Annotated in this window: 21 protein-coding genes and 2 pseudogenes; 5 read left to right on the top strand and 18 right to left on the bottom strand. The window is 60.0% G+C overall.

Going from position 1 to position 21,836, the window contains the following annotated elements:
* Positions 1-14 precede the first annotated feature (14 nt).
* The 3 genes from Thiowin_RS19010 to Thiowin_RS19000 all read left to right on the top strand — a co-directional run bounded on the left by Thiowin_RS19010 (position 15) and on the right by Thiowin_RS19000 (position 4,433).
* On the top strand, positions 15-578 hold the full coding sequence (locus tag Thiowin_RS19010) for a L,D-transpeptidase (RefSeq protein ID WP_328984531.1): 564 nt from the start codon (positions 15-17) through the stop codon (positions 576-578).
* On the top strand, positions 578-1,498 hold the full coding sequence (gene nikB, locus Thiowin_RS19005; protein WP_328984530.1) for a nickel ABC transporter permease: 921 nt from the start codon (positions 578-580) through the stop codon (positions 1,496-1,498). Before Thiowin_RS19010 ends, nikB begins: the two co-directional genes overlap by 1 nt.
* 658 nt (positions 1,499-2,156) lie before the next feature.
* Complete coding sequence (locus Thiowin_RS19000) at positions 2,157-4,433, top strand: efflux RND transporter permease subunit (protein WP_328984529.1); 2,277 nt, start codon at positions 2,157-2,159, stop codon at positions 4,431-4,433.
* A gap of 286 nt (positions 4,434-4,719) precedes the next feature.
* Here the strand turns inward: Thiowin_RS19000 and Thiowin_RS25450 are convergent.
* Positions 4,720-4,953: pseudogene (locus Thiowin_RS25450) on the bottom strand (hypothetical protein); the annotation flags it as partial.
* Positions 4,954-5,399: 446 nt separating this feature from the next.
* Here Thiowin_RS25450 and Thiowin_RS18990 point away from each other — a divergent pair.
* Positions 5,400-6,155: a zinc ribbon domain-containing protein gene (locus tag Thiowin_RS18990; RefSeq protein WP_328984527.1), complete on the top strand. Its 756-nt coding sequence runs from the start codon at positions 5,400-5,402 to the stop codon at positions 6,153-6,155.
* A gap of 37 nt (positions 6,156-6,192) precedes the next feature.
* Positions 6,193-7,134: an alpha/beta hydrolase gene (locus tag Thiowin_RS18985; RefSeq protein WP_328984526.1), complete on the top strand. Its 942-nt coding sequence runs from the start codon at positions 6,193-6,195 to the stop codon at positions 7,132-7,134.
* 215 nt (positions 7,135-7,349) lie between these two features.
* Here the strand turns inward: Thiowin_RS18985 and Thiowin_RS18980 are convergent, their stop codons facing one another.
* The 17 genes and pseudogenes from Thiowin_RS18980 to Thiowin_RS18900 all read right to left on the bottom strand — a co-directional run bounded on the left by Thiowin_RS18980 (position 7,350) and on the right by Thiowin_RS18900 (position 21,833).
* Entirely contained in the window at positions 7,350-7,835 is a 486-nt protein-coding gene (locus Thiowin_RS18980; RefSeq protein WP_328984525.1) for a bacteriohemerythrin, read from the bottom strand.
* A gap of 130 nt (positions 7,836-7,965) precedes the next feature.
* Positions 7,966-8,394: a hypothetical protein gene (locus tag Thiowin_RS18975; RefSeq protein WP_328984524.1), complete on the bottom strand. Its 429-nt coding sequence runs from the start codon at positions 8,392-8,394 to the stop codon at positions 7,966-7,968.
* Between the two features lie 142 nt (positions 8,395-8,536).
* The gene (brxL, locus tag Thiowin_RS18970; protein ID WP_328984523.1) at positions 8,537-10,555 is read right to left on the bottom strand and encodes a protease Lon-related BREX system protein BrxL; all 2,019 of its coding nucleotides are present in this window, start codon (positions 10,553-10,555) and stop codon (positions 8,537-8,539) included.
* Positions 10,556-10,692: 137 nt separating this feature from the next.
* A complete protein-coding gene (locus tag Thiowin_RS18965; RefSeq protein WP_408034106.1) occupies positions 10,693-11,004 on the bottom strand; it encodes a four helix bundle protein in 312 nt (103 codons plus the stop codon).
* 150 nt (positions 11,005-11,154) lie between these two features.
* A complete protein-coding gene (gene pglZ, locus Thiowin_RS18960) occupies positions 11,155-13,794 on the bottom strand; it encodes a BREX-1 system phosphatase PglZ type A (RefSeq protein WP_328984521.1) in 2,640 nt (879 codons plus the stop codon).
* A 3-nt stretch (positions 13,795-13,797) separates the two neighbouring features.
* The gene (locus tag Thiowin_RS18955) at positions 13,798-14,370 is read right to left on the bottom strand and encodes a Uma2 family endonuclease (protein WP_328984520.1); all 573 of its coding nucleotides are present in this window, start codon (positions 14,368-14,370) and stop codon (positions 13,798-13,800) included.
* Between the two features lie 65 nt (positions 14,371-14,435).
* A complete protein-coding gene (locus Thiowin_RS18950; RefSeq protein WP_328984519.1) occupies positions 14,436-14,651 on the bottom strand; it encodes a hypothetical protein in 216 nt (71 codons plus the stop codon).
* A 480-nt stretch (positions 14,652-15,131) separates the two neighbouring features.
* Positions 15,132-15,275, bottom strand: coding sequence for a hypothetical protein (locus Thiowin_RS18945; RefSeq protein WP_328984518.1), 144 nt, complete (start codon positions 15,273-15,275; stop codon positions 15,132-15,134).
* The gene (locus Thiowin_RS18940) at positions 15,268-15,492 is read right to left on the bottom strand and encodes a UPF0175 family protein (RefSeq protein ID WP_328984517.1); all 225 of its coding nucleotides are present in this window, start codon (positions 15,490-15,492) and stop codon (positions 15,268-15,270) included. The genes Thiowin_RS18945 and Thiowin_RS18940 overlap by 8 nt, the downstream gene beginning before the upstream one ends.
* A 123-nt stretch (positions 15,493-15,615) precedes the next feature.
* The gene (locus Thiowin_RS18935) at positions 15,616-15,903 is read right to left on the bottom strand and encodes a DUF433 domain-containing protein (protein ID WP_456243440.1); all 288 of its coding nucleotides are present in this window, start codon (positions 15,901-15,903) and stop codon (positions 15,616-15,618) included.
* 45 nt (positions 15,904-15,948) lie between these two features.
* Positions 15,949-16,137, bottom strand: a complete 189-nt coding sequence (locus Thiowin_RS18930) for a hypothetical protein (RefSeq protein WP_328984516.1) — start codon at positions 16,135-16,137, stop codon at positions 15,949-15,951.
* A 418-nt stretch (positions 16,138-16,555) separates the two neighbouring features.
* Positions 16,556-16,792, bottom strand: coding sequence for a hypothetical protein (locus tag Thiowin_RS18925; RefSeq protein WP_328984515.1), 237 nt, complete (start codon positions 16,790-16,792; stop codon positions 16,556-16,558).
* A complete protein-coding gene (locus Thiowin_RS18920) occupies positions 16,789-17,025 on the bottom strand; it encodes a hypothetical protein (RefSeq protein WP_328984514.1) in 237 nt (78 codons plus the stop codon). Before Thiowin_RS18920 ends, Thiowin_RS18925 begins: the two co-directional genes overlap by 4 nt.
* A 732-nt stretch (positions 17,026-17,757) precedes the next feature.
* Positions 17,758-18,078, bottom strand: a complete 321-nt coding sequence (locus tag Thiowin_RS18915) for a four helix bundle protein (RefSeq protein WP_328988124.1) — start codon at positions 18,076-18,078, stop codon at positions 17,758-17,760.
* Between the two features lie 187 nt (positions 18,079-18,265).
* Positions 18,266-21,355, bottom strand: a pseudogene (gene pglX / locus Thiowin_RS18910) (BREX-1 system adenine-specific DNA-methyltransferase PglX); the annotation flags it as partial.
* 22 nt (positions 21,356-21,377) lie between these two features.
* Positions 21,378-21,608: an AbrB/MazE/SpoVT family DNA-binding domain-containing protein gene (locus Thiowin_RS18905; RefSeq protein ID WP_328984513.1), complete on the bottom strand. Its 231-nt coding sequence runs from the start codon at positions 21,606-21,608 to the stop codon at positions 21,378-21,380.
* A gap of 15 nt (positions 21,609-21,623) precedes the next feature.
* Positions 21,624-21,833: a YgiT-type zinc finger protein gene (locus tag Thiowin_RS18900; RefSeq protein WP_328984512.1), complete on the bottom strand. Its 210-nt coding sequence runs from the start codon at positions 21,831-21,833 to the stop codon at positions 21,624-21,626.
* Positions 21,834-21,836: the final 3 nt, after the last annotated feature.

The following is a 21,836-nucleotide window of genomic DNA, read 5'->3' as shown; positions in this document are numbered from 1 at the left end:
TTGGGTCTTTGGTGATGAAGCCGCCGTTGCACCTGTCCCGGGACTCGCGGGCGCCAGCCGCGGGCGTCGCGCTTTGGGTCTCGCTGGCCGAGCAGCGGCTGGCGTTGCTGAGTTCGGATGGCACCTGTCGCTTCTATCCCATCTCGACCGCCCTGAATGGACCAGGCGAGTGCAATGGCAGTGGCTGCACGCCACTCGGCCTGCACCGGGTGCGGCTGAAAATCGGCGACGGCTGCCCGCCCGGGACCGTCTTTCGCGCCCGGCGGCCGACTGGGGAAATCTACAGCCCGGCGCTGGCGGCAAAACATCCGAACCGCGACTGGATTCTAACCCGTATCCTCTGGCTAACCGGGCTGGAGGCTGGTCGCAATCGCGGTGGCGACCGAGACACCCTGCGCCGCTTCATCTACATTCACGGCTGTCCGGACACCGAACCCATGGGCGTGCCGCGCTCCCATGGCTGCATCCGCATGCGCGACCCCGACCTGCTCGAACTCTTCGCGCGCACGCCCAGGGGTGCCCAGGTGCGCATTGATCAGGGCCCCTTGCCGCGCGATCTTTGCTGGAGCCAGGGCTGATGGGCGGGGCCCTGCTCGCTCGCCTGAGCGCCACCCTGGTGGTCATGCTGGGCGTCTCCACCTTGGTGTTTCTGCTGCTGCACCTGGTGCCAGGCGACCCGGTCGAGGCCATGTTGGGCGAGAGTGCTCGCCCCGCCGACCTGGCCGCGCTGCGCACCCATCTGGGTCTGGATCGACCGCTGTCGGTGCAATACGGGGACTATCTCGCAGGGTTGCTCAGGCTCGATCTGGGGCAGTCCCTGATCGACCAGCGCCCGGTCGCCGACATGATCGCCGAGCGCTTTCCCGCCACCCTACAGCTCACCCTGGTCGCGCTCAGCCTGGCGGTCATCATCGCCCTGCCGCTCGGGGTGCTGGCCGCGCGCCACCAGGGGCGAGCGCTCGATTCCGCCGCCATGGGTTTCTCTGTACTTGGCATGGCGATCCCCAACTTCTGGCTCGGTCCCATGCTGATTCTGGTGTTTTCCCTGTGGCTCGGCTGGACCCCGGTCAGCGGCCGCGAGGGCTGGAACAGTCTTATCCTGCCGGCGCTCACCCTGGGTACCGGCCTGGCTGCATTGCTGGCACGCATGGTGCGCGCCAGTCTGCTGGAAGTGTTGGGCGAGGACTACATCCGCACCGCTCGCGCCAAGGGTCTGAACGAATCCGCCGTACTCTGGCGCCACGCCCTGCGCAACGCCGCCCTGCCCATCCTGACCTTGCTCGGCCTGCAACTCGGCGGCCTGCTCGGCGGTGCCGTCATCACCGAGACCGTCTTCTCCTGGCCCGGCATCGGCAGTCTGTTGGTCGACGCCATCAAGGCCCGCGACTACCCCGTGGTGCAGGGCTGCGTGCTCTTGATTAGCCTGATCTATGTCGGCGTCAATACCCTGACTGATCTGCTTTATCTCTGGATCGACCCGCGCATCGGGCGGGCCTGATTCGTGATTGAACAACATCGGGAATAAGCGCGTTTCGATGAAGGCGAGTGGCGAGGTCGAGTCGCCGGATGAAACACCTGCTTACGTTGTTGGGGAATGAGGGTGCGATATGCCGAGTCCTTCGGTTCGGGAGCAGGGTTGGAAGGGGGCCAAGTGCCAAGCTCACTAGAAAAAACCTGGTCTGTCCCTGAGGTATCCCTGAGGTATCCCCACGAATTATCTTATTGATTCTGTCTTGATGAGCTACCCCTGATCAGGCCCAGCTCCTGGCGCTGCCTGTTACATCCGGAGCCTGATTGTACGGAAAAATTGTGGGGGATATCTCAGGGTCTGTCCCGGTTTGTCACACGCAGCGCTTATTGCCGGCGCTTGGCGCTTGCCTGCGGCTGCTCTGAAAGGGTACCAAAATGAAATCCAACCTGATGGACCTCTTCCATGCTGGCCAACACAAAACGCCCTTAAAGACTGAACTGAGGAGGCTGGTAGGTATACCTGTGATCAGAAATATTAGCGAAGACGATTCAGTATAATGTGCCCGGAATTCGGTTTCGCGGAACTCGCGATTGGCATCTCTGCAACTTGCTGATAAAACAAGCCAGCATTCAACCCAGGCTGCGGCAATCGGCCAAAGATCAAAACGATTGAGAGGATACTCGGCATGAAACCAATCCGGATTTCCGGCGGCCTGGCGTTCGCCATACTCATCATCATCAGTCTCCTGTCGGGTACCACCCTTGGATGGCTGCATCTCAACAATGCGCCTCAGACGTACTTTCCCCAAAATGCCCCGGCGGTGCAATTCGAGAACGCACTGCGCGAGGATTTCCCAACCGACGAAGTGTTGATTGCTTTATTCGAGGGCGACGATCTTTTCAGCGATGACTTTCTGGTTCCCTTTCGCCGCCTGACACAGCAGCTTCAGGCATTGCCGCTAGTGGATCGCGTCTTGACAGTTACCACGGTCGAGCAGATTCGCGGAACCGAGGATGGGTTTGGCGTCGAACCCTTGCTATCCGAAGCGACCATGGCCAGTCTCGAGCCTGCCGAACGCCGCGCGCGGGTGCTGGATGACCGCTTTGCCCCGGGCTTGTTGACGACGGAGCAAGGCGACGCGCTCGCGCTCATTCTTCGGCCCGAGCCGCTTGATGGCAGCCTGCAACGCTTGGCGCTGGAAACTGGCCTGCTCGAGGCGGTAGCGGAACAGGAGCTAACGGACAAGCTCATCGCGCTGGCCGGGCAGGTGGTGCTTGACGTCGCTCAGCTCCGCGCCATGCTGCACGACACCATGATTTTCGTGCCCGGCACCCTCGGCATCGGCCTACTGCTCATCTGGCTGATGTTCCGCCGCCTGCTGGCCGTGGTCATCAGCGCATTGACGATCAGCGCCGTGGTCCATTTCAGTCTGGCCCTGCTAATCATCGCGGGCAAGCCCTACACATTAATTTCCGCCATCCTGCCGCCGCTGATGTCCGCCTTGACCATCGCGATGCTGATTCACTGGTTCAATGCCCTGACCTTGGCTGACCGACATGGACTGAGCGGCGCCGAACGCATCGACTGGGCCTACCAGCGCATCGCCCGGCCAACGCTGTTCGCGGCCCTGACCACGGCCGCGGGGCTGGCCTCGCTCGGCTTCAGTCCCATTCAGCCCATCGCCGCCTTCGGACTGGTGGCCGCTGGCGGGTTGCTGATGCAGTGCGCCATTTCATTGCTGCTGATTCCAGCTCTGCTGCTGCAATGGGATCATGCACCCTGGGCACGCGGGTCAGCCAGTGTGCGCTGGCTGGACCGGCCTGTCCGCGCCCTGCGCAATCTTGGTCTGCGGCGGGCCGGTTGGGTGGTCGGTCTGACCCTCGCCCTGATGGCGCTTGGCTTGCCCTTTATTAGTCAAATTCAGGTGGAAACCGACTTGCTGCGCTTTTTTAAATCCCAAGCGCCCATCAGTCAGGCCACCGACCATATTCAGGAGCGCCTCACCGGCGTGACCACGCTTGAGATCGTTTTCGACGCCCCCGAACGCGATGCCCTCAAATCCCCCGAGCACCTCAGGCGCATTGCCGAATTACAGAGCTGGCTGAACAATCATCCTGCGGTCACCCGCACATTATCCCTGGTCGATCTCATCGAGGAAATGCACTGGGGCTTTCATGCCGAGGATCCCGCCTATCGCATGCTGCCCGACAATCGGGCACTGATTGCGCAGTATCTGCTCATCTACGATGGCGACGATCTCTACGAACTGGTCAACCGTGACTTCACCCGCACCCGTCTCACGCTCAATCTCAGTTTGCATGGCGCACGCGCGCTCAATGAGTTCATCGGCGAGATGAACGCCTGGCTTGCTGATCGGGAGATGGGCGAACTGCAAGTCACGGCCGCTGGATTCGGGCGCCTGTTCGCGGACCAGGAACAACTCACAATCGACGGGCAAATCCGCAGCCTTGCGGTCGCCATCGGACTCATTGCACTGCTGATGTTATTGATGTGGCGTTCGCTGGCTGACACGGCACTGACCATGATCCCCAACCTAGCCCCTGCTCTGCTGATTTTTATCATCATGGGGCTGTTTGGCATTTGGCTGGACATGGCCACGGCCATGATCGCCAGCGTCACCGTCGGCATCGCCGTGGACGACACCGTGCATTTATTTCACGCCTATCGCCGCCGGCGCCGGTCAGGGCGCTCCGTGGTCTGGTCGCTGGCCCGCGCCTATCGCCAGGCCGGCCGGGCGCTCACAGCCACCACCTTGATTCTGTGCGCGCAGTTCCTGCTACTGACCACCTCCAGCTTCGTGCCGACCATTCAGTTTGGATTATTGACAGCCATTGGCCTGCTCGCCGCCCTCTTGTTCGATCTGCTGTTCCTGCCGGCCTTGCTGGTGGTGCTGAGTCGCCCCGCGAGGAAACGCCGCGCGGAAGTACCGATTCCCACCTAAAACAAACCCCGTCCCACAGCGCCGAGCAATCAGAAGTCCCTGGTGGTGGATTGCAAGTGATAACGGCGCGCAAATCCGAAGGGATAGTGCACAGTGATTCTGGGCATGCAAGGGCTCCGATGCGGGCAGGCAGATTGCCCGTGTGGTAGACATCCTCTTGGCCCTGGAGATAGCCCTCCAGATCGGGATAGGATCCACCGCCGGTCGGTCCCGTGATCGGCAATGCGCGCGTGCGCGGGCTGAAATAGCCGCTCTTGAGCAACGCCGGCAGGTCGGTGGCGTGATCGGCGTGCAGATGGGTCAGGGCTATCAAGTCCAGATCGGCAAAGCGCGCCCCACTGGCGCCGAAGCGCGCGAAGCTGCCGCCGCCGAGATCGAGCAGAATCCTGGCCTGGCCATCCAGCCACACCAGATAGCCCGCGCTGGCTCGCCCGTGCTGGCCCTCGGGGCCGCCGGAGCCGAGCACTTGCACGGCGATTGCGTCTGAACAAGCTTGTCCGGCGGCACCCGCGGCCGCCATGCTCAGCAGCGCGCCGAGAACAATCGTTCTTAAGCCAAGCATGCGCATCCTCCTCACCAGGGTCGGGCAGCAATTCCAAATTTGGGTGTTCCATCTGGGGTAGAAGCGGCTTCCAGCCGCTTCATGGCGCGTCTACTGATAATAGGGCCAACAATCGGGCGCTGAACAACGAAATTTGGAATTGCTGGCGCGGAGCGCTCGCTGTTGCAGGTCAGTGCCATTTGTGGCATCGTTTTGGACGCAAGGGGCAGGTAGGATCGGGCTCGCAGCGGGCTCCTCCACAGCGCTGCGAGGGTATCTTCGCATAATCCGTCAGCGGCGTGGTCTTGCGATCAGTCTGGTCCGGGCTTAGTCTGCTATTCGTCTGATTAGTCGATTTTTTTATCCAGCCCACTCAAAACGAGCGCAAGGCCGAGATCAGGTCATCTGAATCTAAGGATAACCTTATGCACTGCCCCAAGTGCGGTGCCGCTCAGCCAGATGGCACCACCATCTGTCGGCAATGCGGCATCGTGTTCGAAAAATACTGGAAGTACCATTTGCGCCCGGGTGAGGCAGCGCCGCCAGTGGCGCGACCTGACTTGGAGGTCACCGCGGACTCCAGCCGCCCACCATGGCGGGAACTGGTGTTGCCTCCGACCACCGATGCCGATCCGCTGACCGCCTGGGCGCGCGCCGTGCTGCTCGGGATCCTGATCATCTGGGGTCTACCGCTGATCGGCTCCTCGGTGGACAGTAACGCGGTTGGCCAGTCCTTTCTCCACCTGATCAACCTGCCGTTTCACGAAGCCGGTCATGTCCTGTTCCGCCCCTTCGGTGCTTTCATTACCTCCCTGGGTGGAACCCTGGGACAACTGCTGATGCCTCTGATTTGTCTGCTGGTCCTGCTGCTCAAGACTCATGATCCCTTTGGTGCCGCCGTGGCCTTGTGGTGGTTTGGCGAGAACTTCCTCGACATCGCCCCCTACATCAATGATGCGCGCGCCGGGGTCTTACCCTTGCTGGGTGGGAATTTTGGCCATTCCTCGCCCTATGGCTTTCACGATTGGGAATTCATCCTGACCGAGAGCGGGCTGCTGCATCTGGATCAACAAATCGCGCAGTTCAGCCACATGACCGGTGCGTTCATGATGCTCGCCGCCATGGTGTGGGGAGGTCTGTTGGTGCATCGACAGATGCATGCCGCCAAGGACGCGCGCTGAGCCAATCGTCGCCAATTTGAAGATGAATGTACCCTTTATGAACATTCCAGAGCACGGCGGACATCCAGGTAGCGTATCCCAACGCCGGCGATGGTTGTTCATCGGCATGGTGATGCTTGTGCTGATTGCGGTCGCTGTCACCGGCGGTCTCTCGTACTACGTCGGCTCAAACCTCATTCACCCCCAACGCAAGCCGATCACCAACACGCCCGATGCCTATGCGCTTGTCTACAAGACTATCCGCTTCCCCTCGGCGGTGGACCAGTTGCAGCTGTCCGGCTGGCTGATTCCGGCCACAGGCGAGACCAACAAACTGGTGATCGAGGCCCATGGCTACGGCCAGAACCGCTCCTCCGATGCGCCCGCGCTGCCGGTTGCCAAGGCGTTGCACGAGGCTGGCATCGCGGTGTTGCTATTCGACTTTCGCGGCGAAGGCGAATCCTCGGGCAACAAGGTCAGCGTTGGACTCTACGAACAGCGTGACCTGCGTGGCGCCATCGCTTACGCGCGGCGGTTGGGATACCGCCATATCGGCGTCATCGGGTATTCCATGGGCGCGGCGACCGCGCTGGAGGTGGCGAGTGCCGACCAGGGCGTGGAGGCGACCATCGCTGACAGTCCGTTCGCCAATCTGTATGACTATCTGAGCCGCCACTTTTCGGTCTGGACCCATTTGCCCAATTGGCCCTTCACCCCGGAAATCCTGTTCGAACTGCGGGTGTTCGATCATCTCAATGCCCATCGCGTCGACCCGGAGCGCGATGCGGCCAAGCTTGGCCAGGCTCCGGTCCTGCTGATTGCCGGCACCGCCGATAAGACGATTCCGATGAGCAATAGTCTCGCGCTCTACCGCGCGCTCCGCCATGATCGCTCAGCAAGTCTATGGATTGTTCCGGGAGCGAAGCACGTCGGCGCCTATCGCGTCGAACCACAGCGCTACCTGGAACGGGTCGTTGGATTCTTCGACCAATGCCTGTGACATCTGCCTAGTCTAAATATATGCTGGCCTGTATCTTCGCGCAGCGCAAGGAACACATCACCATCAGCGGTTCGCGCTCAACTTTATGGCCGGTTATGTCAATGCCACCGTCGGCGAGATCGAGATGACGCTGGATGGCGCCACCTAGATCGACACCCGCGACAATGGCGAAGGTTTATGAAGTCCCGCTTGTCGCCATCGAAGGCGGGTGAGGCTTAGGCCGCTTCGGCCGGTCGATGAATGAACTGGGCATAATCAACATCAGCGCTGAGGATGTGGCCGACGGTCACTCCGATCATGAAATTGAGCATGATCAGTGACTGATGCTGGAAGGCCCATTCGCTTTGATTGCCCCGTATCCTTTGACGCACAAAATCAAACTCCGCGAGCATTGCCTGATGTTGGGCGCGGTGATTGTCAATGTCTGGATAGTTGATCTCACCCAACTTGTCTTCTTCGAAGCGGAAATGCGCTTCCAAGGCCCGTCCAAAGCGCTCGAACACCCTGAACAAAAGCTCATCATCGGACCTTTCTTGCGCAAGCTCACTGGCCTTCAGGGCCAGTTCGAAAATCGCCTCATGCTGCGCGTCGATGGTCGGTTCATCGACGCCGAAGTCCTTGTGCCATTCGAGCAGGGGCTTGAGCGAGTGAAAAGCTAACCCTTGTAGGGCATTGACGCGCCGACTGACATCTTGATGCATGATGAGACCCTCACGGTAGACGCGGGCTGACTGGAACCGTCCATCACCTTTGTTGGCATCGCGGAAGGCTTCACAAAACAGCTAGAAAACCTGGGGCAAGTCTACAGACTCAGCGGTGCAGCAAATACAATCAGACGGTTAAGAAGCGACGGTTCAAAACACCCCGTCGACATGGCGGGTCGGCGTTTCCCTGGTAATACTCCACCGTCTTGGTCGGTTTTAAGCATCTTCCGCGCCTCTTCGCAAGCTTTTTATTACAAAAAAATGACAATTGCCATGGCTTTTTTCCTGGCGCCTGCTGTTTGAATTCGGCTAAACCGGCGGTTGCCGGCAAAGGGTCATTGCCAACGGACAGGCCCACGCTGGCCAGTCCTGATATCGCGATGACGGAAAGGATGTCACCGGCCTCATACTTGTAGCTGCCGGCGTGCTTGTCGATTGTCTTCTCCTTCAGGCCACTTTCGGCGAGCCAGGCCTTGAAGCCATCAAGCAGAACCTCTTTCTCCTCTCTTAGCTTGTTGGCTTCTTGTTCCCAGTCGCTGTAGTCTCGACAGTGCATCTGCCATACCCAAGTCTGTCGTTAAGCTGCAGTAGCCTCGGATCTCAGCGTACTACCCGCGGCGACGCATCGCGGTCCCTGACCAGCCCCCAACCCCTGATCAGACAACCCCCCGGCAACCTGCCCGATTATCCACGGCGGCTCACTCCAGCCCAACCGCCTTGAATGCCGCATCCACTGGATCGGCAAAAAACGCCGTTTGAAACTTCGCGAACAACTCGCCGGGCACACTGGGGATGTCGCCGACACTCGCCATCGGCAGCAGGATGCGCTTGGCGCCGGAGTCGAAGGCGACTTGCAGACATTCGGCCAGGTTTTCGACCGGCACGATATTCCCGCCCAGGCTCATGTCGCCGAGGATCACCAGCTGACCCTGCAGCGGCTTGCGTAGCACGCCGGAGCAGAGGGCGACGAAGCTCGCCAGCGTCATCGCCTTGGCCGCGCCGGTGTTGTGCAGCTCCACCGTATGCAGGTGATAGTCGTGATCGCCGGCCTTCACCAGCCCGCTGACGCGCGGCAGGTTGGCCTTGAAGTAGTCGAAGGCGATGCGGGTCGCTTCCTTGGCCGCGCTGTTGCTGCCGAGCCCGGAGGTGGCGAATTTGCCGCTGCCAGCGGTGGTTTGGGTTTCCAGCCGGTACAGGCCCAGATGCCCGCTAGTGCCCGTCGCGATGGTGTGCAGCACACCGGGATTGAGCGGCCCCTCCGGAATCAACGCATCCCCGCCTTGTTCCGGCACGCTGATGAAGGTCTCCTCCAGGGTCTCCTGATCGATGAAGGAGAAATGCACGTCGAAAAATTCCATGCCGCCGATCTTCTTTAGCTGCTCCTTGACCCGCCGGCGCAGCTCCAGGGCATAGATCAGCACCCGGCGCACGGCGTCCTTGTCGAAGTCGCCGGCGGGATACAGCAGCTTCAGCAAGCCCGATACCGTCCGCCGCACGGCGATGGTGTCGCGCTGATTCAGATCCTTGCCGAGCCGAAACCAGCGGTCAATGGCGTCGGAGAAGTTGCGCTTACGCATCTCGCGCATGAACTCGGCCAGATAGTCCGTAATCAGCCCGTAGCGGTTGGTGAAGAACTCCGGGCGCATCTTCGGTATCTCCCAGCCCGGAATGTAGGCATGGAAGCGGTCGAAGAAAGCCGAATCGATCATCGACTCGGGAAAGGGGGCCAGCAGGTGACTGGTCTTCACCAGGGTATCGACCGGTTGATTGATATTGCCGACGAACATCATGCTGGCCGAAGCCTGTACCGACTCGCGCCCTCTGGCGAAGGAGCCCGAGGCCATGTAGTCCTTCATGATCTGCACCCCGTCCTTGTCCTTGAAGGCGATGCCGGCCACCTCGTCGAAGGCCACCAGATCCCACAGCCCGACCAGCCCGATGGTGCGCCGCGCCATGTTGTAGAACAGGTTGGCCACCGTCGTCTGCCCGCCGGAGACCAGAATGCTGTTGGGGCTGATCTCCTTATAAATGTGACTCTTGCCGGTGCCGCGCGGCCCCAGCTCGCAGGCGTTGTAGTTGTTCTCGACGAAGGGAATCATCCGCGCCAGCAGATGCCATTTGACCCGCTCGTCCAGGTTGGTTGGCTCCATGCCGGTCGAGCGGCACAAGACATCGATCCATTGCGCTTCGTCGAAGCCGCGTCGGCCCTCGAACAGTTGCTCCAGGTCCAGGTTCGGCATCTGGATGGGCTTCAGCTCGCCGATACTGAAGGGCGAGCCCTTGTTGCCTTCCTCGTGAAAATAATGCAGCGTGACGATGCACCAGATGCCGCCGACCAGCAGCTTCTCGTAGTCCTTGACGAAGCGCGCGCTGATCTCGGCATCCTTAACGCCTAGGTTCGACAACAGCGCCTCATACAGATCGCGGCGCTCGTTCAGCCGCACTGTCACCTTGTCGATCACCTTAAAGCTGCCGCGCTCCTTGACCTTGGACTTGATCTTCTCGGCCTCATCCGGGCGCACATAGTTCTCCGCCAGAATGGTCTTGACCGTCTCCAGCCCGTCGCGGATGGTCGCCTCGTCATCGGAGGCGCAATACATGCCGAGCAAGTACTCCAGCACATAGACCGGCACATTCGCGCCTTCCTTGATGCGCTTGGTCAGGTCTTTGCGGACCACCTTGCCGGTGAAGTGTTGGTTGAGGAGGGTGTCTAGCATGGGGGGGGGGGAGTTAAGAAGTTGGGAAGTTGGGAAGTTGGGAAGTTAAGAAGTTAAGAAGTGGGGAAGTTAGGAAGTTAAGAAGTGGGGAAGTTAAGAAGTTGGGAAGTTAAGAAGTGGGGAGGTTGGGATGTTGATCAGGTTAGACGGGTGATGAATTTGGTGATCATCTTTTGCAGTTCTTCCAATAGGGATAATAGGTTTTTTGCATTCGCATCGGCTGTATACCCTAGACGGATCGCAATCAGGATTTGTGTTTCGACCTCCGCCCGCGACCCTTGGGCAATGCGCAAGAAGCGGCGGAACTCGGCGGGAGAGTCGCGGGCCTGCCCTTCGGCGATATTGGACGGGATAGAGACTGCGGCGCGTCGGAGCTGCTGCGTCAGCCCATAAAGCTCCTCGCGCGGAAATCCTCGCGTGAGTCGGTAGACATCCACAACAACCTCCATCCCTTTCCGCCAAACAATCAACTCACGATAACTCTGCACACCAGCCCCACTTCTTAACTTCTTAACTTCTTAACTTCTTAACCTCCCAACTTCCCAACTTCCCAACTTCCCAACTTCCCAACTTCCCAACTTCCCAACTTCCCAACTTCCTCAAAAATCATTCCCAAACAACAAATCAATCACCACATCAAAGCGGGCTTCTTCCACGTCGGTTTCGGCGTTGCGCAACAGCAGGTGATAGACCTGCTTGCTATCGAATGGGCGACTTTCCAGCGTCAGGCTCACGGTTTTGCGCCAATGATTCATATCCGCCGAGGGGCTGTCGAAGGTCAAGGTCTCGACGTTGGTCACCGGCTCGGCACCGTCGTAGAGCGCAATTTTGAGCGTGACGGGCTTGACCCGCTCGCTCACGGCCTGGTTCTGCATCAGCTCGAAGCGATGGCGGTTGGTGGTGACCTTAAAGTTGTTCCCGAGCACACTGACCCCGACGGTTTTGATCTGGGTCTTGGCCGCCTTGCCGCCGCCCTTGTAATGCTGCACCCGGATCACCGGGATCGCAATCTCCTGCGGCATCGCCCCACCATGGACAAAGCGCGCGCCGCCGATAAAATGGAAGCGATTGGCGCCCTTCGGCACCCAAAACGCCATGGCGCTGTCTGTGCTCTCGGCAGAGACGCCGGCTGTGATCCCGGCAGTGATGGCGGTCGAGCCGCGAAACGCCTGGTCGCTCTCGGGCAGGTTAAACCCTAGCAGATAGCGCTTCTTGGCTTTGATGGTGCCAGCGGGCTTATCGGCGAGGGCGTTTTTGTCGGTCTCCCCGAGCGGTCGCTCCTGAAACAAAAACCCATGGTCGGCGGTGATTAGGACAAGGTTGCCGTTCAGGCTGTTGACGATCTTGGCCACCAGGTCCGCCAGCTCATCAAGCGCCTGGCGCACCGCGTGAAAGGTCTCGGCTTCGGTGGCGAGCTTGTCGCCGATGGCGTCGATGCGATCATGATACAGATACACCACCCGATAGGGCTTGATGAAGGCGCGGCCCTCGTCCTTCTTCATCGCCATCAAGGTCTCGGCACGGGCCGCGATGCCCTCGACCGCCGCCAGCACCTTGGCGCGTTGCTCCAGTGAGCTGCAAGGCAAGCCATCCACGCGCGGGTTGGCGTTGGCGTCATAGGTGAGCTGTTGGTGCGGCAGCAGGGCCGCCATGCCGAGCCCGGTGTAGGACGGCAGCACGCCAAGCTGCGCACTGAGCTTGGCATCGAAGCGATAGCGGCCGTTCAACTGCGCGGTCAGCTCCTGCGCCGCCTCATGGCGCAAGGCATCGCTGATGATCACAAACACCCGCCGATCCGCGCCTTTCGCCAGCAAGGGCGCGATCTCGCGGGCGAAAAAGTCTTGCTGATTGGGCACCTCGGGCAGCCGCCAGTGCGCCAGCAGGCCGTTGGCCAGGTGCTTGTTCCAGCGCAACGCCAGCTCGGCCACAAAGCCCTGGCCATAGCTTTGTTCAACCCGCTCGCGCAAGGCTTTGAGGATGTCCCAGTCGCGCGCCTCGGCGGCATCGGCGCAGACGCAGAAGTGCCGATACAGCTGATCGAAGCGATACAGCCGCTCGGTGTAGGCGGTGAACAAATCCCGCGCCGTTGCCGGCTCCGGGTTTAGTGCCTCGGCATTGCGCCGCGCGAACAGCTCCGCCGCCGTCGCCAGCGCCTGATAAACCGCATGCAGCGCCTGGCGCGGCGCGGCCTGGGTGTCGGCCAGTTTGGTCGAGGCCCAATAGCCATCCTGGCGGCGCGAGACCAGGTCGCGAATGGCTGCGGCATCGATGGTGTCCGCCGTCTCCAGCACCCGGTCGCGCAGCCGGCGGGCGATGGCCTGCTCGACCTGGAGGAAGGTCTTGGCCTCCAGCAGAGCATTCAGTGTCAGACCGGCGAGTTGCTGATCGAGCTTGATCGCCTCGGCGACCTGGGCCGACAGCTCCTCATAGGAGGGGCTGCGCGCCCGGCTGTCGCGCCACTGCGCCAGGCACACCACGGCATTGGCGACCCCATGCTTGGGCAGTACCAGATGCCCCAGGCCGGCCGGCAAGGCTGGCCCCAGCGCATGGGCCAGGTCGGAGACCAGCAGCCGAATCAACAGGCCTTGCAGCGAGGGCGCCTCCTCGCGCCACCCGAAGGACTCCGCCACCAGCTCCCAGAACGCCGCCTCAAGGCCATACTTGGCCAGTTCGCCCCAGACCGCAGGCGGTTCGTCGAGCCGGCCCTGGGGGATGGCATCCAGCAGCGTGATCAGCAGGGTGAAACACTCAGGGTGATCGGCCTTGATCAGCACCGCGATCATCTTGCGATCGATGGTCGCAGCGTCATCCTCGGCGCTGACCAGCTTTTTCAGCCGCTCAAGCCGCTCACGGTTGGCGAAGAACCTAGCCCGTTCGGCGAGATGCGCGCGCAACGACTGGGTGGACAGCCCCAGATCAGCCAGCACCATCGACGCCCGGTCAGCGCTGAAGCTGCCGCTGTAAAGGCGGATATCCAGCAGCCAGTCCTCATCCGGCGCGGGTGGTGCGCACGGAGCGTAGAGCAGATAGCGACCACTCGGGTCGTCCAGCTCCAGGCGGACCTTGACCTCCAGGGCCGGATGCTCATCGAGTCGCAGCAGGCTCACCCCGTCGAGCGTCTCGACCAGCGCCGGCAGGTTCTCCTCGAACGCGCGATCCGGGTCATGCCAGAACACCAGACGGTGGCCGTCCTGGTGGAAGCGCTCGTGCAGGGCGTCAGTGATGCGTTGGGTATCCATGGATCAGGCCCAGAGGCTTGCCAGCGAGAAGCGCGTCGCCTCAAACGGCGGCTGCGATACACCAGCATCGTCGCTGAGCGTGTCTAATAGCCGCCAGCGCCCGTTGCCCTGCCGCGCGTAGATCTCCAGCGTGCGCGCATTTGGGTCGATTAGCCACAGAAAAGGCACCTGCTCGCGGGCGTAAATGGGCATCTTCACCGCCCGGTCGGATGCCGCGGTCGAGGGCGACAGGATTTCGCAGACCCAATCCGGCGACAGCTCGAACCAACTCGTCTCCGGCAAGGTCGGCAGCCGCTCGCGCCGCCAACCTGCCAGGTCTGGCACCAGAATGTCGCCGCCGAGGTGCAACTCAGGCTCATCAATGATCCACCAGCCGCCAGGTCCACCGAGCCCGCCGTCATAAGGCCCGCCAATCAGATAACCCAGCGCGGAATAGGCACGAGCATGTTTCGGTGCCGGGCGGGGATGGGTATAGAGCGCGCCATGAAGGATCTCGCCGACCAGATGCTCCGGTAGTTCGAGGATGTCCTCGTAGGAGGCGAGACGCGCGGCGGCTGATTGAGCTGGTGGAGTCACGGCATCTAGTCCTTGAAATCGTCCAGATATTCATCTGCATCGGCGATGATGGTGAGATCTTCGGGTCATCCATCAAGACCCCAGTCCGACGCGGAGGCGCTGCTCATCACATCGCCCAACTCGCGGACCTTGCCGGCGAGGGCTGGCGGTGGGACGCGTCGTTTTCGTTGAAGGAATGCCTCGGTATCCTCCTGCTTGACGTCGCCGGTGGGCGATGTGACGGCATAGCGCTGTTCGGGAAGCCGGCGGCTATGCGCGTAGATGATCTCGGCGATGGACATGGTAAGTGGGTTCCTGTCAGGAGTGATCGGGGCGACTCATCCGCGCTCTTAGCGCTGACTCGGTGATTCAGGCCGCATCAACATAGTGTAAACCTAAGGTGAGTATCGGGCGATCTCGGGTTAGGACATTAGATACCTGGGTGTCCCCATCAGTCGCCCTCTCCAAGGAACGACTGCGCAATCTGCCGATTCACCTCGGGGCTGTCCCAATCATCCTCAGGCGGTGGAAGATGTGCGCAAGCCCCAGGTCGCCTTGCTCTTTCGGATCCGGTTCTCTTGAAGCCACTTGGTCGTGGAGTGGCCACAGAATGATCTCCGTTTTTTGGTGACGAAGCGCCTCGGGCACCGGATCGAATCTGGTGTGCCGTCGTACTTGGGCGCTTCTTCACTTCTTCCTTTTGACAACTTATGGACTGGCCTCCCCGGCTAACCGCAACGCCTCTTGCTCCATCGCCGTCGAGAGGCGAAAACCCGCCAGTTTCAGACATCAGGAAACGCGGAGCCAAACTCATCGCGGACCTCCTCGGCGACCAGAATGTGGCCATAGACGCCTTCCAGCAATGCCAGTAAGCCGATATTATCCAACGCGATCAAGGGGCTGGTATTGCAGATGGTCTCAGGCACGCTCAACATCCTGGGCCAAGTCTTCCGCCGGGTAGTTAAAGAGCGTGACATCCTGGCGGCCCAGCAGCTCGATAAACCCTCGTTTCGAGAGTCCCGCCAACTGCGCGGCCTGTCCCGCCGACAAGCGGCCCTGCTCATACAACCGAGCCGCGAGCGTCAGAGCCAGATCAGACGGGCTGATGTCAAGGTCATCGGGAAGCGGCAGTACGGCATTCATGGAAGGATCTCTGAATAAGTGAGGAAGTGGAGAAGTGAATAAGTTAGGAAGACGAGCGTGCAGTCGGACTTGGGCGCTTCTTGACTTCCACGCTTCCCCTGCCATGCGTATCCAGCGGGAGCCTCACGGCATGTAGCCCTTGAAATCGTCCAGATGTTCATCGTCATCGGCAATGATGGTGAGCTTCCCCCGCGCGCTGCCATGGCGCTCCCTATCGGCCGCAAACTCTAAGCAGGCGCGGATGTCGTCAGGTTCCAGCTCCGGAAAGTCTTCGATGATCTTATCCGCTGAAAGGCCGGCGGCAAGCTGATCCAGGACATCGTAGACGGTGATGCGCAGCCCCCGCACACAGGGCTTTCCGCCGCGTTTGCCGGCCTCAAGGGTGATGCGTTCTCGGTAGTTCATCGTCATTCTATTTTCACCTCAGCGAGCAGGTCGCCGAATTCGTAACCAGGATCAGTCGAGATCCTGGCGCGGGCTGTCCTTGCCAAGGTCGGTGTTGGGGATGTCGTCGGGGAAGTCCTCGCTCAGTCCGCCGGCGACTGCCGCAAGAAACGCCTCGGTGTCGTCCTGCTCGCCGTCGGTGGGCGATGAGACGGCATCCATCAGTGTTGGGGTGAAACTAATCTGCGTTCTCGGACACATTGATCGCCTTTGGTCCAGCGAGCTGCATTAATACCCTTCCTGATCTCGCATTGTGCGACAAAACTCCCCGGCACTAACGCTCTGCCGTGGGAGCCCGGCGCGAAATTCAGCCAAGTTTGGAAGAGTAGCTGTGTCGGCGGACATCATCTGCTGATCCGCTGCCTTCTTACCAGAATCGTCTTCGGCTGTCAGATCAAGTGCTCGCAGGACGGCCTCGACTCGGCGATGCCGCATGTTATCGGGTACCGGGATGCTTGCCGGCGCATCTTCGTAAATCATGGTTACGGAAGTCATAGGTAAGGTTACCTTCGGACAGATGCAAAGTTTCGGTTAGTGGCGGATTTAAGAAGTTAAGAAGTTAAGAAGTTAAGAAGTGAGGAAGTGAATAAGTTAGGAAGACGCTGCGTCCGGCCACAGTTCACGCCGCCATTTCAAATGATTTTTCCACTGCGGATGGAAGCTGAATCGGCACAAAGCGATCCGCGGAGTAGAGGTAATCTTCGCCGCTTTCATCGATGATTCGCAAATCGCCATCCGCTGCCGCGTCTTCATCTGGGAGGACGCGATAGATTTTGTGGCGTTCGAGAGAGGCGGGATAGTCGGCGTTGTTGATACAGACCGCATAAGCGATTAAGTGATCCGGATTTCTCATCATTCCAGGTACCTTTTGCGTTTAATTTCTCGTTTACCAATCCCATGCGCCTCGTACCAATGCAGCTCTGCCCGGCGCTCGCGCCCGTTGCTCAAGCGAATCAACGCATATCCCTTTAGCTTGCGCCAGTTTCCTTTTCCGTACTGCCGGTTCAATCGCGATAGATCCCGGATGCCGGTGCCGCGTGTGATCAATTCGACGTCGGTGATCGTTCCGATCAGATCAAACTCGGACATGCGATCAGGCGCTCTTCTGCCCCGTCACCGCCTTCACCTCGGCCAGCAGGTCGCCGAACTTGCCGTAGTTGACCTTTACCCCGTCGTCGAGGTCGAGGGCGATGCGCTGGTCGGCGTGGTGGCGCAGTTGTTCGTCGAAGCGGCGCAGTTCGTCGAGCTGTTTGCCGAGCTTGTCGCGCTCTTTTTGCAGACGCTTGGCCTGGGCGCCGCTGCTGGCGGCTTCGATGTCGTCGGCCAGGCTGTCGATGCGCGCGGCCATTTTGCTTTGCAGCGGGACGACGTATTCCATGCGCATCCGCGCCAGGGTGCCTTGGTGGTAGCGGTGCAGGTAGACCAGGCATTGGAAGGCTTTGTGTTTGCCGCTGGTGAAGCACCAGTAGATCGGGCGCTTTTTGTAGGTTTGCAGGTGGTCTTTGAAGAATTTGTCGGCGAGGTAGCGGCGGATGGTTTCGCGGGGGGATTCGGTTTTTTTGGGGTTGAGGTTGGCGGCGAGGAAGGCGAGATTTTGGTCAAGAAGTGAAGAAGTACGGAAGTTGGGAAGTGAAGAAGTAAGAGGGGCGGCGCTTGGGTCATCTGCTTCTTCACTTCTTAACTTCTTAACTTCTTGACTCTCTTCCCCCCACACCACATCAATAAACTCCACCACCCGATTCGCGGCGTCGTCCTCGAACCAGTCGGTGTCGGTGATCGGCAGGATGCCGTCCTCATCTGGGGGGAAGAAGGGGCGAGGGGTTAGGGATGAGGGGCGAGTTTGCGTTGCAGCGCGTTGAGCATCTTCGAGAGTTCTGTCAGCAGCGAGAGGATCGTTTCGACTTGCGGGTTCGTCACGTAGCCCAGCCGAAGGGCGATCAAAGTCTGTGTTTCCACCTCGGCCCTCGATCCCTGGGCGATCGAAAGGAAGTTCCGATACTCTGCCTTGCTCTGACGTGCATGACCCTCCGCGATGTTCGATGGTATCGAGACTGCCGCTCGCCGAATTTGATTGCTCAAGCCGTAGCGTTCCTCGGCCGGAAAGGTCTTGGTCATTCGGTAGACTCGCTCCACCAGTTCCATCGCCTTCTGCCAGACGATCAAGTCCTGGTAGCTCTTCACTAACCCCTGGGTGGGGAGGGGTGAGGGGTGAGGGGTGAGGGGTGAGTTCTTCATTCCGGTCTTTTCCTTCGTAGATTGTCCAGAAATGCTCGTTGCCGGAGTGTGCGTAGATCAATCCCGGGCGATCCAGACGATAGCGACCCATCATGCAGCCGATGGCGTAGGAGACCAGTTCCTGCATCGTGTCTTCGCGGAAGCGTTTGGCTAGCTCGGGGATTTCGTAGGGGTCTGGGTTTAGGGGTGAGGGTTCAGGGGTGAGGGGTGAGGGGTGAGGATGCATCGTCTTCACTGGACCCTCATCCCTCTTCCCTAACCCCTCTTCCCTAACCCCTTTCCAGCCGTAGCGGTAGGCGGGGTTGACCGTCAGGGTGATTTGGTCAATGGGGACTTCGGGGGTGAGTTCGTCTTGGAGGCCGTAGGCGTCGATGAAGAGGCGGTTGTTTTCCTCTTCGAGGCGTTTCATCTCGGCGATGGTGTCGCGGTTCCGGGTGATCCAAGCGGTGTAGCTGGATTCGAGGATCGCGGTGCGGTCGCAGGAAGCTTCCAGGAGAGGGAGGGATTGGAAGTCCCAGGAGCGTTCGTAAGCGTTCCAATCGGCTTTTCCACCTTCGACCAAGCGCCAAACCTCGCGCCATAATTCGCCTTGTCCGCCGATCTTTTGCGGCAGTGGAAGAGATGCAACGTGCCCAACTTCCGTCTTCATTCCAGTACTAATGAACCGCAGAAAATATCGGGCGGCGCTCGAGCCAAGCAGTCCGAGCAAGAAGCACAAGGATTGGCCACTTTTCGGCTGAACAAACGGGCTAACATCGTCAAACGCGTAGCCGGAACCAACTTGGCGCACGAAAAACCGACCATTACTTACACGGTTCCAGACGATAGATTCTCTGAAGTAGTGTTCTTGATTTCGTAAAGACGCGTTATGAGTATTCAGAATGTCTCTTCCAGAATTCTGAAGATTTACCAAAGCATCGTTATTGCCGTACCACTTTCGGCGGTCTCCGCCTTGCTGAAGCGGCACCCAGCAGCGGCGCAGAGTATTTGTTTGGGTCCACTCGGAAAAACTAAGATACCGGTCTGCAGAGCTTACCTCAAACCATTGTCGGTAATGGCTTTCGTTGTCGCCGCTCTGTATACCAATTCTCGGGTTAGCTATTTCATTTAACTTTTGGCGGTCGAAGCTTGTGTACACTTGCGTTGTAGCCCAGTAAGCGATCGGGCTGCCGGGTATTTTCGCAAAGTTCGTGTTTGAGCATAGAAAGCGTGGCTTTTCAAAGAATCGGCGCACTATCTCATCGTTGGTAGCGACTTTGCTGTGCTCGGAAAAAAGGCGAAGAAACGTTCCCCGAATCGCATGAGGCGAAGAGCGTTGCAGCACAAACGAGCAACTCCCGAAGTCAGCACCCCAAACACCCCTTCCGTTGTGCACTAGCTGTTGAATGGGGGCATCTCGGCAGATCGCTCTCCTAAGGTTCTTGTAAGCGGACAGAGACATCCAGTTTGGAATGGTTATCATCCCGACGCGTCCTGCGCTCGCCGTAAGCAAGACGTTACGCAATAGGAACGCACCGTAGAGGTCACCCTTGCCCGCCTCATAACGCGCCTTTACAAAATTCTTCAATAGCGCGCAGAAATTGCCGCCCCCCATATACGGCGGGTTCGCTACCACTGCCTGGTACTGCGTCGCCAACATTCCAGCCTGCCGCACTAGTGGCCCTAATCGCTTGAGCGCCTCGGAGACAAACAGGTCGTGGCTGGTCAACTCGCTGAGCTGTTGCAACGCCGGCAGCTTCTCCGCTAACCCCTCCGGCACCTGAATCAACGACCCAAAAGTCCGAGCATGCCGAAACAACTCCACCAACTCATCCACAGCCTCCGCAATCCCTTCTTCACTTCCCAACTTCTTCACTTCTTCACTTCTTAACCCCCCCGACTCCTCCAACGCCATCACATTGAGCGTCACCCCCCGCTCCAACACCCGCCGATCATCCTCCCTTGCCTTCATCATCAACGCGAACCCGGCCAACTGCGCCGCGCGCGGGTCGATGTCCAGTCCGTACAGGTTCTTCTCCAGAATCAGCTTCGGAATATCCCGCAGCCGATAGCCACGCTCCAGATAGATCGCCTTGAACAGCTCATAGGCCTCGACCAGGATGTGGCCGGAGCCGCAGGCGGGGTCCATCAGGGTCAAGTGTTCAGGGGAAAGGGAATAAGAATTAGGGGTTAGGGGCGAGGGGTGAGGGGTGAGGGCAGAGTCGTCAGCGTCCCCACTCGCCCCTAGCCCCTCACCCCTAATCCCTCGATCCTCTCCCCTCGCCCCTAAACCACCCGCCTTCTCCGCCAACCACTCCCGCTGCATCTTCTCCAGCTGCGCCTGCACCTCCGGGGTCTGCTCGGCGGGCTCGATGTAATAGGCCATCTGCGCCTTGAGCGGCGAGTCGGGATAGGTCGCCAGCCACTGCGCGCCGAGGCTGTTCTGGACCATGTACTTGACGATCCAGTTCGGGGTGAAGAGCTGGGTGGCGGCGGGGATGTCCTCGCTCTTGACCACCTTGCCGATGACCTGGTCCTTCTTCTCGGAGATGTAGAACTGGTACAGCCAGCCGATGATCTCGATCGGTTGCCAGTCGGCCTCGGGGATAGCGCTGACCAGCTCGCGGATCAGGGAGTCGGTTTGCAGCAGGCGGTCGGGCAGCAGCAGCTCGGTCTCGTCGTCGACCGGCTCGAACAGGAAGGGCATGGCCTGGTGCAGCGCGCGGCATTGGGCCAGCAGCAGCTCGCGATAGAGGGTCTCGTCCTGGGTGCCGTCCATCTTGAGCTCGATGACCCGCTCGCGCTCCAGGCCGGGCAGCTCGACGTGCTGGGCCTGCTCCAGGATCTCCGGCGGCGCGCCGCTCGCGCCCACGGCGGCGGGATGGCTGAGGACGCGGTAGCTGTGATCAAGGAAGCCGTGCAGCTCCATGTAGCGGATGGCGATCAGGCGGTTGAACCAGGTGTAGGCGGCGGCCTCCATGACTGGCTCGAAGCCCTGCGCGCGGATGCGCTCGGCGAGCCGCGCGCGCTGCCGGGCGATGCGGCGCGGGTGCGCTTGGCCGTCGATGACCAGCAGCTCGCCTTCTTCGCGCGCCTCGGCGATGCGCTCGGCGCTGAGCCCGAACAGCCCGGCGCGGCGGGTGACGGCGGCGATGAAGTCGCGGCGGGCCTTGGGGGCGTAGGTTTTGAGTTTGTTGGTTTGCATGGAGGTCAGTGGCCTTCTTGGTTCAGACTTGAGGCTTGCAGCGTTCTAGGCGGTCTGCACGATCTCGGATGTTGCTGGTATCAGCACCTTTAGCGATGCCACGCATCTCGGCCAGCGTCGGGATCGGCACCAGGGTAATGATGTCGCCCTTTGGGATGACCGCAAAGCGCTGACCTGCTTGCAGGTTCAGCTCTTCACGCACGGCTTTGGGTAGGGTGAATTGGAAGCGACTTGAGAGCGTGATGGCCGGCATGATTGGGACAAGACCTCATGCGTAGTCGTAGACCGGCGTTTCGATCACCCGCACAGGCCTTGCATGTCCAGCGATGATGGACTGAATGTGCTCAACGGTTTCTGGGGCAAAGTATTCCTCGCCGGTCTCCTGGCACACGCGGGCTGGCACATGCTCGATCACGTAGAGCTTGCCGGCGTGCTCGACCCTGTAGGTTACCTGGGTGTCGATCATTGTTTCTTGCATCGC

It is taken from the genome of Thiorhodovibrio winogradskyi (assembly GCF_036208045.1).
In the GTDB taxonomy this organism is placed as follows: Bacteria; Pseudomonadota; Gammaproteobacteria; order Chromatiales; family Chromatiaceae; genus Thiorhodovibrio; species Thiorhodovibrio winogradskyi.
Note: the sequence above shows the minus strand (reverse complement) of the source record. Positions and strands in the feature narration are given on the sequence as shown.